At 64.1% G+C, this 13,621-nt stretch carries 11 protein-coding genes and 2 tRNA genes; 2 read left to right on the forward strand and 11 right to left on the reverse strand.

Annotated features, from left to right (window positions below; all coding sequences use genetic code 11):
• Positions 1–257: 257 nt before the first annotated feature.
• From ACEN9O_RS29725 to ACEN9O_RS29745, 5 genes are all read right to left on the reverse strand, one after another.
• A tRNA-Ser gene (locus ACEN9O_RS29725) sits at positions 258–347 on the reverse strand.
• 32 nt (positions 348–379) lie between these two features.
• Positions 380–469: transfer RNA gene (locus tag ACEN9O_RS29730), tRNA-Ser, on the reverse strand.
• Between the two features lie 66 nt (positions 470–535).
• Entirely contained in the window at positions 536–1,825 is a 1,290-nt protein-coding gene (gene serS, locus ACEN9O_RS29735) for a serine--tRNA ligase (protein ID WP_445230684.1), read from the reverse strand.
• 90 nt (positions 1,826–1,915) lie between these two features.
• Positions 1,916–2,113 (reverse strand): hypothetical protein, encoded by a 198-nt coding sequence (locus ACEN9O_RS29740; RefSeq protein WP_495615376.1) that lies wholly within the window; start codon positions 2,111–2,113, stop codon positions 1,916–1,918.
• 154 nt (positions 2,114–2,267) lie between these two features.
• Positions 2,268–3,719, reverse strand: coding sequence for an aminotransferase-like domain-containing protein (locus tag ACEN9O_RS29745; RefSeq protein ID WP_495615377.1), 1,452 nt, complete (start codon positions 3,717–3,719; stop codon positions 2,268–2,270).
• Between the two features lie 176 nt (positions 3,720–3,895).
• Here ACEN9O_RS29745 and ACEN9O_RS29750 point away from each other — a divergent pair, with 176 nt between their 5' ends.
• Together ACEN9O_RS29750 and ACEN9O_RS29755 are read left to right on the forward strand one after the other, a co-directional pair.
• Positions 3,896–4,219: a DUF2917 domain-containing protein gene (locus ACEN9O_RS29750; RefSeq protein WP_495615378.1), complete on the forward strand. Its 324-nt coding sequence runs from the start codon at positions 3,896–3,898 to the stop codon at positions 4,217–4,219.
• An 87-nt stretch (positions 4,220–4,306) separates the two neighbouring features.
• Positions 4,307–4,720 carry a hypothetical protein gene (locus tag ACEN9O_RS29755; protein WP_495615379.1) on the forward strand — a complete coding sequence of 138 codons (414 nt, stop codon included), beginning with the start codon at positions 4,307–4,309 and terminating at the stop codon, positions 4,718–4,720.
• A 4-nt stretch (positions 4,721–4,724) separates the two neighbouring features.
• On the opposite strand, the gene ACEN9O_RS29760 is transcribed toward ACEN9O_RS29755, so the two are convergent.
• From ACEN9O_RS29760 to ACEN9O_RS29785, 6 genes are all read right to left on the reverse strand, one after another.
• On the reverse strand, positions 4,725–5,561 hold the full coding sequence (locus ACEN9O_RS29760) for an alpha/beta fold hydrolase (RefSeq protein WP_495615380.1): 837 nt from the start codon (positions 5,559–5,561) through the stop codon (positions 4,725–4,727).
• Between the two features lie 61 nt (positions 5,562–5,622).
• The gene (locus ACEN9O_RS29765; protein WP_495615381.1) at positions 5,623–7,257 is read right to left on the reverse strand and encodes a diguanylate cyclase domain-containing protein; all 1,635 of its coding nucleotides are present in this window, start codon (positions 7,255–7,257) and stop codon (positions 5,623–5,625) included.
• A 92-nt stretch (positions 7,258–7,349) separates the two neighbouring features.
• Positions 7,350–8,645, reverse strand: coding sequence for an NRAMP family divalent metal transporter (locus ACEN9O_RS29770; RefSeq protein ID WP_495615382.1), 1,296 nt, complete (start codon positions 8,643–8,645; stop codon positions 7,350–7,352).
• 320 nt (positions 8,646–8,965) lie between these two features.
• Positions 8,966–10,270 (reverse strand): replication-associated recombination protein A, encoded by a 1,305-nt coding sequence (locus ACEN9O_RS29775; protein ID WP_495615383.1) that lies wholly within the window; start codon positions 10,268–10,270, stop codon positions 8,966–8,968.
• 65 nt (positions 10,271–10,335) lie between these two features.
• On the reverse strand, positions 10,336–10,992 hold the full coding sequence (gene lolA / locus ACEN9O_RS29780; RefSeq protein ID WP_495618556.1) for an outer membrane lipoprotein chaperone LolA: 657 nt from the start codon (positions 10,990–10,992) through the stop codon (positions 10,336–10,338).
• 72 nt (positions 10,993–11,064) lie between these two features.
• On the reverse strand, positions 11,065–13,422 hold the full coding sequence (locus ACEN9O_RS29785; RefSeq protein WP_495615384.1) for a DNA translocase FtsK: 2,358 nt from the start codon (positions 13,420–13,422) through the stop codon (positions 11,065–11,067).
• Between the last annotated feature and the right edge of the window lie 199 nt (positions 13,423–13,621).

Consider the following 13,621-nt stretch of genomic DNA (forward strand, 5'->3'; position numbering starts at 1 on the left):
TTCTTGATGGTACGGTTCCGGCATCATAACAGGCGAAGCTTGGAGAGGTCGATCCCAACCCGTTACAGAAACGAAAAAGCTCCCTTGCGGGAGCTTTTTCGTTTAATTATGGCGGAGAGGGTGGGATTCGCCTACGTTTCGCAGGCCGCCCTCGCGCTAGTACGCGCGAGTCTTCGAATCCCACGCGCGAACTGCGCTCGCTCCTTTCCGCCGCAGAAACAAAAAAGCTCCCTTGCGGGAGCTTTTTCGTTTAATTATGGCGGAGAGGGTGGGATTCGAACCCACGGTACGATTTAACGTACGCTTGATTTCGAGTCAAGTACATTCGACCACTCTGCCACCTCTCCTGGTGGTACATTTTTCCTGCAGCAGCGTTTTGTGGCGGAGAGGGTGGGATTCGAACCCACGGATGGGTCGCCCCATCGCTTGATTTCGAGTCAAGTACATTCGACCACTCTGCCACCTCTCCGTTTTCCCACCTGCTGCTGCGAGAAGGCAAGATTATAGCAGGCCGCTGGGAAAAGGGAAGGAGTATTTACGCCTTCAGGTGAGTTAAGCCACCCATGTACGGACGCAGCACCGGCGGGATCTCCACCGAGCCGTCCGCCTGCTGGTAGTTTTCCAGCACGGCGACCAAGGTGCGCCCCACCGCCAGGCCCGATCCGTTGAGCGTGTGCAGCAGTTCCGGCTTGCCCTGGGCGTTGCGGAAGCGCGCCTGCATGCGGCGCGCCTGGAAGGCTTCGCAGTTCGACAGCGACGAGATTTCACGGTAGGTGTTCTGCGCCGGCAGCCACACTTCCAGGTCGTAGGTCTTGGTGGCGCCGAAGCCCATGTCGCCGGTGCACAGCGACATCACGCGATACGGCAGGCCCAGGCGCTGCAGGATGGTTTCCGCATGGCCGACCATTTCGTCCAGCACCGCGTACGAGGTGTCCGGATGCACCACCTGCACCATCTCGACCTTGTCGAACTGGTGCTGGCGGATCATGCCGCGGGTGTCGCGGCCGTAGCTGCCCGCTTCCGAGCGGAAGCACGGGGTGTGCGCGGTCATCTTCAGCGGCAGCGTGTCGGCCGCCACGATCTCGTCGCGCACCAGGTTGGTCAGCGTGACTTCCGAGGTCGGGATCAGGTAGAAGTTCTCGCCCTCGCCTTCCGCGCCGCCTTTTTTCACCGAGAACAGGTCGGCTTCAAATTTCGGCAGCTGGCCGGTGCCGCGCAGCGAGTCGGCGTTGACCATGTAGGGGGTGTAGCACTCGGTGTAGCCGTGCTCGTCGGTGTGGGTGTTCAGCATGAACTGCGCCAGTGCGCGGTGCAGACGGGCGATGCCGCCTTTCATGACCGAGAAGCGCGAGCCGGTCAGCTTGGTCGCCACATCGAAATCCAGGCCCAGCGGGGAGCCGACATCGACGTGATCCTTGACCTCGAATTCGAAGCTGCGCGGGGTGCCGACCTTGCGCACTTCCACGTTGCCGCTTTCATCCGTGCCCACCGGGACCGATTCGTGCGGCAGATTCGGGATCGCCTGCATGAAATCGCCCAGCTTGGCCTGCACGGCCGACAGCGCCGTTTCGTTGGCCTTGAGCTCGTCGCCCAGGCCGGCCACTTCCGCCATCAGGGCGGTGGTGTCTTCGCCCTTGCCCTTCATCATGCCGATCAGCTTGGACTGCGAGTTGCGCTTGCCCTGCAGCTCTTCGGTGCGCGTCTGGATCGCTTTGCGTTCGGCTTCGAGGGCGTTGAACCCGTCCACGTCGAGCTGGAACTTGCGGGTCGCCAGGCGCGCGGCGACGTTGGCTATATCTTTACGGAGAAGTTGGATATCAATCATGGGAACAAGTGCCGTTGTATCGAAAACGTCAATTGTACCAAGAGGATGCCACTTCCCTGCGAGTTTTGAACAGCCCGCCGGCTGCGGTGATTACAGTGCAGCTTTTTCGGCGGCGGTCAGGCGCTTGGCGCTCACGGTCACGACTTGCATCTTGGCGCTGGCGAACGCGACCTTGGCGGCTGGCGCGACCGGTGCGACAACGGTGTCGGCGGCGGTGGCGAAGCTCGTGGCGGCGGCCAGTACGGTAGCGGCGACGAAGATGATTTCCATGTTTTTAGCGATGTTCATGATGTACTCCTTCAGGTGGTTGGTTTCGCGCTACTTTGTAACGCTGCTTGGTATGGTTGTACTGTACCTAAAGGCCCTACGCGTCGCCATCGGGATGCGACGAAGCGCCGGAAACGGCGCCTGAACTGCAAAAAACGGGTCGGAAACGAAAGATTCAGGCGGCGCTGCGCAGCACACCCGGCTGCTCGGCATGGCGGTGCACCAGCTGGCCCAGCGTGGCGATGGCGGCCTCGGTGCGCGGCCCCCACGGATTGCCGCAGTTCAGGCGCAGATAGTTGCGGAACTTGCCCGTGGCGGAGAACAACTGCCCCGGCATCGAGGCCACGCCGGCCGCCACGGCGTCGCCGTGCAGGGCCAGGGCGTCGACCTGCTCCGGCAGGCCGACCCACACAACGAAGCCGCCCTGCGGTTCGGACACCGTGCACTGCTGCGGGAAAGCCTCGCATATCGCGTCCGACATGCGGGCGATGCGCTGCGACAGCGCGCGCCGCATCTTGCGCAGCTGGTTTTCATAGGCGCTGCCGGTCAGGAAATCGGCCAGCACGGCCTGGAAGAAGTGGCTGGTGGCGCCGCTGGAGATCATCTTCTGCACCACGATATCCTGCGCGTAGCGCCCCGCCACCACATAGCCGACCCGCGAACCGGGGCTGATGGGCTTGGAAAACGACGAGCACAGCAGCACATGGCCGCCGGTGTCGTAGGCCTTGACCGGCCGCGGCCGCTCCGGCGTGAAGCACAGGTCGCCGTAGACATCGTCCTCGATCAGCGGAATATCGTGCTGCGACAGCAGCCCGGCCAGCCGCTGCTTGTTCGCCTCCGGCATGATGCAGCCCAGCGGATTGTTGGCGTTCGGGATCAGCAGCACCGCCTGCACCAGGCCGGCGTTCATCGCCAGCTCCAGCGCGTCGATCGACGGGCCGGTCTTCGGATGGGTCGGAATCTCCAGCGCCTTCATGCCCAGCGACTCGATCAACTGCAGCAGCACGAAATAGGTGGCCGACTCGATCGCGATGGTGTCGCCGGCCTTGGCCACCGCGCGCAGGCACAGGCTGAGCGCCTCGGTGCAGGAACCGGTGACGACGATTTCGCTCAGGTCCAGATGGCCCCAGTCCAGCGCGCGGCGGGCGATCTGCCGGATGAACTCGGGATGGTTGGTGTCGTAGCAGCTGACCGTGCTCAGCAGGCCTGGATCGCGCCGCGCCACGGCGGCCACGGTTTTCTGCATGCGCTTCATCGGCAGCAGTTCCTGCAGCGGCCACGCCGAGCCCATCTGCACCAGGCCGGGGTCCTCGTTGGCCCTCAGCACCCGCATCAGCAGGTTGTTGATGCCGACATAGGCCGGCTCCTGCAAATGCTCGGCCCCGGCCATCACCGCCATCACGCGCGGCCGATGGCGCACGTAGTAGCCCGCCTGCGGCTTGGCGTCGACCAGGCCGCGATCCTCCATCAGCCGCAGCGCCTGCATCACCGTGCTGATCGACAGCCGCTTCTGCTGCGCCAGGTGGCGGATCGACGGCAAGCGGTCGCCCGGCGCGAACACGCGGCTGGCGATCAGCCCGCCCAGTTCGTTGGCCAGGTGCTCGTACAGGTTGAGTTGATTGGACATCCGCTTATTGTGCCCCCGCCCGGCCCTGTGGCGACAGGTACAGCGGGCGCAAATTTCGACCATCACAGTTTAGTGCATCCGCCATTGTGACGGTCACAATTTCGATTTGCTGCATCTGTTATGGCCGGCCGCCGCTGCGTATTCTGGCTGCTCGAACCACCACAGCGGGAGCTGCCATGAAACCGGAATTACTCGCACTGACCCAGGGCCAAGCCGAATACAGCCTGTCGGAGAACCATCCCTTGCGCATCGCCGGCGCGGCGGGCCGGCACATCGAGTGCCTGGCCGGCACCGCCTGGATCACCGCCTACGGCGAGCATACCGACTTCATGCTGCGCCAGGGCCAGACCTTCGAGGTGCCGAACGACGGCCTGACGCTGATCGACGCGGTCGGCCCGCGCGCGGTGCGGGTACGGCTGCCGGCCGAGACCGAAGTGCCGCACGGATGGGCCGCATTCCAGGCCAGATTCGCCTCCGCGCTGCATGAATGGGGGTTGTAGGATTTCTCCTACGCAACTAATCGTGCGCCACGCTATCCCCGGACTATGTACGATGCGTCAACAGTATTGACACCGAGGAGAACAATTTTGAACCGTCCATTCCTGAAAATCGCCACCGCCGGCGCCGTCATGACGATCGCGGCCGGTTGCTCGACCATGGGCGGCCCGCCCAAGGACGAGGCACCGCCGCCGGCCAACCCGGCCTTCGCCGGCGAGATGGCCAAATTCAACGCCCAGTTCCCGAACGACAAGGCCAGCAAGTATGAGGAAGTGTCGATCAACTACAACAACTCGAACAAGCTGGACGAGCGCGGCAACTGCCACAACAAGTCCAGGTATCCGGTGGTGATCGTGCTGACGCTGGACGCCAGCGGCAAGGTCGTGCGCAGCACCACCGACGTGGAAAACAGCAAGGCCGAGTGCTTCCGCCAGGCGTACGCCTCGGCCCAGCTGCCGGCGCCGCCGTTCGCGCCCTACGTGAAGCCGATCAAGCTGCGCTGATGGATCAGGCCGCCGCGTCCTGCTCGGCGGCGCCATCGTCGTTGTCGGCCGGCTTTTCCAGCCAGCCCAGCACGACCTCATTGAAGCGCTCGGGCTGGCGCAGCATCGGCCAGTGGTCGGTGTTGAGGGCCACCACCTTGCAGCCTTCCCTGGCCTCCAGCTTGTCGGCCCACGCATCGGAATGGAACATGAAGGGCTTGCGGGTGCCGTAGATGAACAACAGCGGCACCTGCGGCACGAACGGCACCAGGTTGCGATAGGAGCCGGCCTCGCCGGCGGCCAGGATGTAGTACGGGAAGTTCATCTTGACGCTGATGTATTCCCGCGGCGACGGCGCGTGCAGCACGCGCGCCATGTAGCGCGTCATCATGGTGCCGATCGGCCCGCCGATCGCCCAGGCCAGCGCCAGCGTGCTCTGGTAGCCCTTGACCATCATTTTCTGCGACATGGTGCGCGACCGCTCCACCGCCTTGGACTGGGCGTCGCCGATGTCGACGCCGATGATCGCCGACACCGCCTGCTTGTTGCGCATGTAGTACTCGTAGCCGAATACGCAGCCCCAGTCGTGCAGCATCAGGATCACCTTCTGTTTCTGGTTCACGCTGTTGACGATGTAGGAAATCAGGCGGATGGTGGCGTCGAGCGAGTAGGCGCGGCGCGGCTTGCTGATGTCGAAGCCGGGCAAGGTAAAGCGCACGCAACGGTAACGATGCTTGAGTTCCTCAACCTGGGCGTCCCACACGCGGTAGGTATCCGGCCAGCCGTGAATCATCACGATGGTCTCGGTCCCCTCGCCTTCGATATAGACTTCGATGCCGTCGACCTTGGTCACCTGCTGCATGCTACTCCCCGTTACGCGTGTCCACAATCCGTCATCTTACAACATTTGGGCGCGGCCGAAATCATCGGCCGGGCAATTGCCGCGCCCGCAGGACGCGCTCCGCCCCGACCTGGTTCACCGCGAAACCATTTCGGCCGGCGGCCTTGACGCCATACAGCGCCTGGTCCGCCGCGCGCATGACTTCGTCGACGGTGACGGTCGGACTGGTGGTGACCGCAATGCCGACGCTGGCCGTGACCTGGCGCGACGTCCCGCCGCACAGGAAGGGCTCATGCATGGCCTCCAGTATTTTTCGGCCCAGCACGTCGATTTCGGTATTCGAGGCCAGCTGCTCGAACACGATCACGAATTCGTCGCCGGCCAGCCGGGCCACCGTGTCCGTGGTGCGCACCGCCGCGGCCAGGCGGCGGGCAAACTCCACCAGCACCTGGTCGCCGGCGGCGTGGCCCAGGGTGTCGTTGATCTGCTTGAAATGGTCGACATCGAGGAAGGCCAGCCCCACCTGCGCGCCAGCGCGCGCCGCCCGCGCCAGCGCCTTGGGCAGGAAATCGTCGAACATGCGCCGGTTGCCGATGCCGGTCAGGACATCCGTGGTGGCCAGGCGGTGCAGCTCCACCTCGGCCCGCTCGCGACTCTGCGACAGCGCATAGAACGCCCGGCTGAGATGGCCGAACTCGTCGGCCCGGTCCACATCGAACACGGCGATACCGGCCTTGCCGGCGCTGATGTCCTCGACGTGCCGATGCAGCCGACCCAGCGGTTGCAACAGCTTCTTGGTGATCCCCCAGCCGAACAGCCCGGCCAGCCCGGTCAGGATCGCCGCCCCGACAAACGCCCGCAGCCGCACGCTGCGCATGGGCGCGAAGGCGCTTTCCACCGGATACGACAAGGCGATGGTCCACCCCACTTCGCGCAGGTGCTTATGCACCAGCAGCACCGGCACGCCATCGTCGAGGACGCCGTCCTGCCAGCCTTCGCCGTCCTGCAGGGCCGCCTCCAGCACGGTGCCGGGGCCGTCGTCGCCCTTTTCGAGCAGCAGGTTTTTATTCGGATGATGAACCATCACGCCGTCGTCGGTGACGATGAACAGATAGCCCTCGGAGCTGGCGCGCAGCGAGTCGATCTGCGCGGAGAACGACGGCCGCAGCAAATCGATCGCCCCCAGCAGCACGCAGACGATCTTGCCCTTGGCGTCGCGCAGCGGCTGGGTCAGCACGAACACCGGCCGGCCCGAGAGCATGCTCTTGAAAGGCGCCGAAATCACGCCCTCCCTCAGGCGCAAGGTCTCCTGGAAGTACTGGCGGTTGGCGATGCTGATGCGCTTGGCGTTGCGGTCGCGCAGGCTGGCGATCAGCTTGCCGGTGGCGTCGAAGGCGGTGACGTTGAAAAACGCGTCGCGCAGGGATTCGTGGCTTTCCAGTTCCAGCTGCACCTGGTCCAGCGTCAGCTCGTGCGCCTGGAACTGCTCGGCCAGCAGCCTCAGGAGCTGCCGCTTGTCCTGCAGATCGCTGTCGATCAGGGCGGACGCGCTGGTCAGCAGCGCCAGCTCCTGGCGCGCGATCACCTGCCGCATTTCCGATTCCGCGATGAGCAGGGAAATGCCGCCCGCACCGATGCCCGCGAACAGCACCAGCGCGATCACGAGTGAGGTGATCTTGAACTTAAAGCTGAGAAAGAAGCCAAATAGAGGCCGCATGACAACTCCTGCGATGCCGGTCCGTCAGGATATAAACAGTATATTACGCCGGTTGGGGACCACACCGATTCAGTTGCCACATAACAACACCATCAAGCCATCATCATCCAGAACATGGCCAGCACCGCCAGCGTCATGGCCGCCGTCGCGCTCCAGCCCAGTATGCGCAGGCGGCGGCCGATCACAAAGCGGCCCATGATGGCGGCGCGTCCCGCCATCAGCATCATCACCACCATGATGGGCACCGAGATCACGCCGTTGATCACCGCGCTCCAGTACAAGGCCTTGATCGGATCGATGGAAGTAAAGCCCAGCAAAATCCCGACGATGGTGGAGACCGCGATGATGCCGTAGAAGCCCTTGGCCTGCGACGCGGTTTTCTCCAGCCCCTTCTCCCACTGGAGGGCGCCCGCCACCGCGTACGCCGCGGAGCCGGCCAGCACCGGCACCGCCAGCATGCCGGTGCCGATGATGCCGGCGCTGAACAGGGCAAACGCAAACTCGCCGGCCAGCGGACGCAAGGCGGCGGCGGCCTGCGCCGAGGTGTCGATCACGGCGACGCCGTGCATGTGCAGCGTCACCGCCGTGGTCAGCATGATGAAGAACGCCACCAGGTTGGAGAAGCCCATGCCGATCACGGTGTCGACCTTGATGCGGTGGAAATTGGCGCGCGCCTGCTGGGGCGCTTCGCGCAACGCCTGCGACTGCGGGCAGGCCTGCAACTCCTCCACTTCCTGCGAGGCCTGCCAGAAGAACAGGTAGGGACTGATGGTGGTGCCGAACACCGCCACCATGGTGGTGATGTAGGCCGGCGACCATTCCAGCCGCGGCATCGTGGTGGCCGCCGCCACCTGCAACCACGGCACGTGGATGGTGAACACCGTGGCCACATACGCCAGCAAGGCCAGCGTCAGCCACTTCAGGAAACGCACATAACGGTGGTACGGTATGAGCACCTGCAACAGCAGCGAGATCAGGCCGAACAGCGCCGCGTACCAGCGCGACGAACCGCCGACCACCAGCGTCACCGCCTCGCCCATGGCCGAGACGTCGGCCGCGATGTTGACGGTATTGGCGATCAGCAGCAAGGCGACGATGACGCGCACCAGCCATGCCGGGAAATGTTCGCGGATATTGCCGGCCAGGCCCTTGCCACTGACACGGCCGATCTGCGCGCTCACCACCTGGATGCCGACCATCAGCGGGTAGGTGAACAGGACGGTCCACAGCATCTGCAAGCCGAACTGCGCGCCGGCCTGCGAATAGGTGGCGATGCCGCTCGGGTCATCGTCGGCGGCGCCGGTGATCAGGCCGGGGCCGAGTTTTTTCAGCCAGGAGGCGGCGAAGGCGCGCGCGGGCGCGGTGGAGGCACGATAAGCATTCAACATAAATCATCCAACAACAGAGATCGCCCGGCGGCGGGCGCAAAACGAAGGTGCGGCGACGCCGGCGCAACCGGTGGGGGCGCGGCGCAGCAACAAACATTGGATGGGTGTGACGCGGGCCGGGCCCGCGTTAGACGCCATCATCCGCGGTGAGCAAGATGACGGCAGGGGAAACTGCGTTATCTTGCCGAGGCGGTGCCAGAGCTGGTCTGGCTACAACTATCACTCGAACAAGTACCCATGAGGGTCTCCGGAAATGGAAAACAAGCGAAAGATACGGGAAATTTGCTGGTTTAGTCAATAACAATTATTGCCACGGCGCCTCAGCTCTTGCCGGCGTCCTCGTCCAGCTTGCGCAGGAAGGCCATCTTGTCGGCGATCTTGCTTTCCAGGCCGCGCGGAACCGGCTGGTACCAGCCGGGCTCGCGCATGTCGTCGGGGAAATAGGTTTCGCCGGCCGCGTAGGCGTGCGGTTCGTCGTGGGCGTAGCGGTATTCATGGCCGTAGCCCAGTTCCTTCATCAGCTTGGTCGGCGCGTTGCGCAAGTGGACCGGCACCTCGCGCGACTTGTCCTTCTTGACGAAGGCCATCGCCTGGTTGAAGGCGTTGTAGCCGGCGTTGCTCTTGGCGGCGATGGCCAGGTAGATCACGGCCTGCCCCAGCGCCAGCTCGCCCTCCGGCGAACCGAGCCGCTCGAAGGTGGCGGCGGCGTCGTTGGCCAGCTGCATGGCGCGCGGGTCGGCCAGGCCGATGTCCTCCCACGCCATGCGGACGATGCGGCGCGACAGGTACTTGGCGTCGGCGCCGCCGTCCAGCATGCGGCACAGCCAGTACAGGGCGGCGTCCGGATTCGAGCCGCGCACGGATTTGTGCAGGGCCGAGATCTGGTCGTAGAAATTGTCGCCGCCCTTGTCGAAGCGGCGCGCGTTCAGGGTCAGCGCGTTCTGGATGAACTCGGGCGTGATCTTGTTGGTCTTGGCGGCGTTGGCGGCCGTGCTGGTCTGCTCCAGCAGGTTCAGCAGGCGGCGGCCGTCGCCGTCGGCGTAGCCGATCAGCGTGTCAATGGCGGCCTCGTCGAACTCCAGGTGCGTGAGCACCTTGGTACGGGCCTTGTCCACCAGCTGGCGCAGCTCGGCCTCGTCGAACGAGTGCAGCACATAGACCTGCGAGCGCGACAGCAGTGCCGAGTTGACTTCGAACGAAGGGTTCTCGGTGGTCGCGCCGATCAGCGTCACCAGGCCGGATTCGGCGTACGGCAGCAAGGCGTCCTGCTGCGACTTGTTAAAGCGGTGGATCTCGTCGACAAACAGGATGGTGTGCTTGCCCATGTCCAGGTTGTGCTGGGCCTGCTCCATCGCGGCGCGGATATCCTTCACGCCGGAGAACACGGCAGACAGGGCGATGAACTCGCACTCGTAGGCGTTGGCGGTCAGCCGCGCCAGCGTGGTCTTGCCCACGCCCGGCGGGCCCCACAGTATCATCGAATGCGGCTGGCCCGATTCAAACGCCAGGCGCAGCGGCCTGCCCGGCCCCAGCAGGTGATGCTGGCCGATGACGTCGTCCAGCGTCTTGGGCCGCAGCGCTTCGGCCAGCGGCTGGCGCGGTTCGGTGGAAAATAAATCTGCCATGATCTCTGAAAGGAAAAACGCCGCAGCGTCGCAGCTGCGGCGTTGGCGCCCGCGACAGCAGGGGCTTAGTTATTATTGAATACGTCGGCGCCCTTGGGCATGACGAATTTAAAACTCGTCGCAGTCAGCGCCGGATTTTTTTCAATCTTGCGGAACGACAGCACCGAGGTCTGGCCGAACGAATCCTTCAGCTCCATCGCCTCCGGCAAGCCGTTGCGCAGGCCGATGGTGATCTGCTCGAAGCTGGTGTCCTTGGCCTTGGGCACGGCCTTCAGCCATTCCAGGCCGTCCCTGGCGCCGGCTTCCGACAGCGTGAAGTTCTTTTCCAGGTCGTTGCTGCCGAACAGGATCGCGGCCGGCGACGAGCCCAGCGCATCGCCCAGCTTCTTCACGGTGACCTGGTTCAGGTCCTTGTCGAAGATGAACAGCTGGTCGCCATCGGCTTGCAGCACCTGCTCGTAGGGCTTGACGTAAGTCCAGATGAACTTGCCCGGACGGGCGAACACAAAGGTGCCGGTGGCCGGCGTCGACACCTTGGGCGCTTCGCCGTTGGTGTTCTTTACCTGCTTCTGGGTGAACTCGCCCTTGGCGGCCTTGGTCGAGGCGACGAAGGATTTGAACTGCTCCAGCGCGCTGGCCTGGGCCAAGCCTGACAACAACAACCCGCACGCCACGACGGCCAGGGACTTGAGCACGTCATTCCCGCGCATGCGGGAATCCATAGTCAGCATGGATTCCCGCGTGCGCGGGAATGACGAGGTGGTGGTGAAAATAGTCATACGATTTATCCTGTTTTATTCTGCACTGGCAGCCGGCACCAGAATGTCGCGGTTGCCGTTCGACTGCATGGCGGAGACCACGCCGCTATTTTCCATTTGTTCCAGCAAGCGCGCCGCGCGGTTGTAGCCGATGCGCAGATGGCGCTGCACCAGCGAGATCGAGGCGCGGCGGTTCTTCAACACCACCTGCACCGCCTGGTCGTACATCGGATCGGCCTCGCCGCCGGCCTCGCCCGCCTCGCCGCCCGCGCCGCCGCCCTCGCCCTCCAGCGTGCCGCCTTCGAGGATGCCGTCGATATAGTTCGGCTCGCCGGTGGTCTTCAAGTGCTTGACCACGCGGTGCACCTCGTCATCCGACACAAATGCGCCGTGCACCCGCACCGGCAGGCCCGTGCCCGGCGGCATGTACAACATGTCGCCCATGCCGAGCAGGGTTTCCGCGCCCATCTGGTCCAGAATGGTACGCGAGTCGATCTTCGACGAGACCTGGAACGCGATACGGGTCGGGATGTTGGCCTTGATCAGGCCGGTGATCACGTCTACAGATGGACGCTGCGTCGCCAAAATCAAGTGCAGGCCGGCGGCGCGGGCCTTCTGCGCGATACGGGCAATCAGCTCCTCGACCTTTTTGCCGACCACCATCATCAGGTCGGCCAGCTCGTCAATGATGATGACGATGGTCGGCAGTTTTTCCAGCGGCTCCGGCGAATCCGGCGTCAGGCTGAACGGATTCGGGATGTGTTCTTCCTTCTTCTTGGCCTCGGCGATCTTGGCATTGTAGCCGGCCAGGTTGCGCACGCCCAGCTTGGACATCAGCTTGTAGCGGCGCTCCATTTCGTTGACCGCCCAGTTCAGCGCATGACCGGCCTGGCGCATATCGGTCACCACCGGCGCCAGCAGGTGCGGTATGCCCTCGTACACCGACATCTCCAGCATCTTCGGATCGATCAGGATCATGCGCACGTCGGCCGGGTCGGACTTGTACAGCAGCGACAGGATGGTGGCGTTGATGCCCACCGATTTACCCGAGCCGGTGGTACCGGCCACCAGCAAGTGCGGCATCTTGGCCAGGTCGGCCACCACGGCCTTGCCGGCGATGTCCTTGCCCAGCGCGACCGTCAGCGGCGACGGATTGTCGTTGTAGACCTTGGAACCGACGATCTCGCTCAGGCGCACGATCTGGCGCTTGGGATTGGGCAGCTCCAGCGCCATGTAGTTCTTGCCCGGAATCGTCTCGACCACGCGGATCGAGGTCAGCGACAGCGAACGCGCCAAGTCGCGCGCCAGGCCGACGATCTGGCTGCCCTTGACGCCGGTGGCCGGCTCGATCTCGTAGCGCGTGACCACCGGGCCCGGATAGGCCGCCACCACCTTGGCTTCGACGCCGAAGTCGGAGAGCTTCTTCTCGATCAGGCGGCTGGTGAATTCCAGCGTTTCGATGGACACGGTTTCCTGCACCTCGGCCGCCTCGTCCAGCAGGGACAGGGCCGGCAATGCGCTGTCGCCGCTCAGGTCCTGGAACAGATTGGCCTGGCGTTCCTTCTCCACGCGCTCGGACTTGACCACGGCAACCACCTGCGGCTCGATCTTGACCGGCGGCGCGGCCACGGGATGCTTCTCCACGTGCTTGGCGCGCTCGATCACCACCACCTCCTCGCGCTTGACGGCCGCGACCTCGCCCTGGCGGCGGTCTTCACGGTACTGGTAGCGCTGGATGAACCAGTCGATGGCCGTCTCGATGCCGCCGCCGATGCGCTCGGCCAGGGTCAGCCACGAGACGTGGAAGAACAGGCTCAGCCCCAGGCCGAACAGCAGCAACAGCAGCAAGGTCGCGCCGGTGAAGCCGAACGCCACGTGGGCCGAATGGCCGATCAACTGGCCCAGCACGCCGCCCGGCGCGCGCGGCAGCTGCACATGCAGGGTGTACATGCGCAGGTATTCCAGCCCGACGCTGCCGATGAACAGCAGCACGAAGCCTATGCCGCGTATCAGCGGCTCCTGCGCGTGTTCCGGATCAGGCTCCCTGGACAGCACGTATTTCTGCGTCAGCCGGCGATAGCCCAGCCAGACGATGCGCAGCAGGCAAAACGCCCACCACCAGGCCGAGAAGCCGAAGATATACAGCAGCAGATCGGACAGCCAGGCGCCCGCGCGCCCGCCCAGGTTGTGCACCTTGGGCACCAGCGTTCCGTGGGACCAGCCGGGGTCCATCTTGTCGTAGCTGACCAGTATCAGCACGAAATACAGGCCAAGCACGGCCAGCGCCAGCCAGCGCGCCTCGGACAGCAGCCGCACCAGCCGATTGGGCAGGGGCTGGCGTTCGGTCGGGGTACGGGTATAGGCGGAAGATCCGGCAGAAGAGGCTTTTGGCATGCGTTCCTGAACTTTTTTACTGCTCATAGGTATAAAGGTGTTGCAATCTTATCGGTCAGGAAATTCGGATATGGCTATTCTAAGGCATATGGGCCCCAACCGGCCCGACGATTCATCCTGATCGGCTGCTTGCACTATAATCTTGTATTGCCTACGTGAATGCAATAGCGGCAGCCCTGCCGCCGCCCTTGCCGTCACT

The sequence above is a fragment of the Duganella sp. Dugasp78 genome (assembly GCF_059491455.1).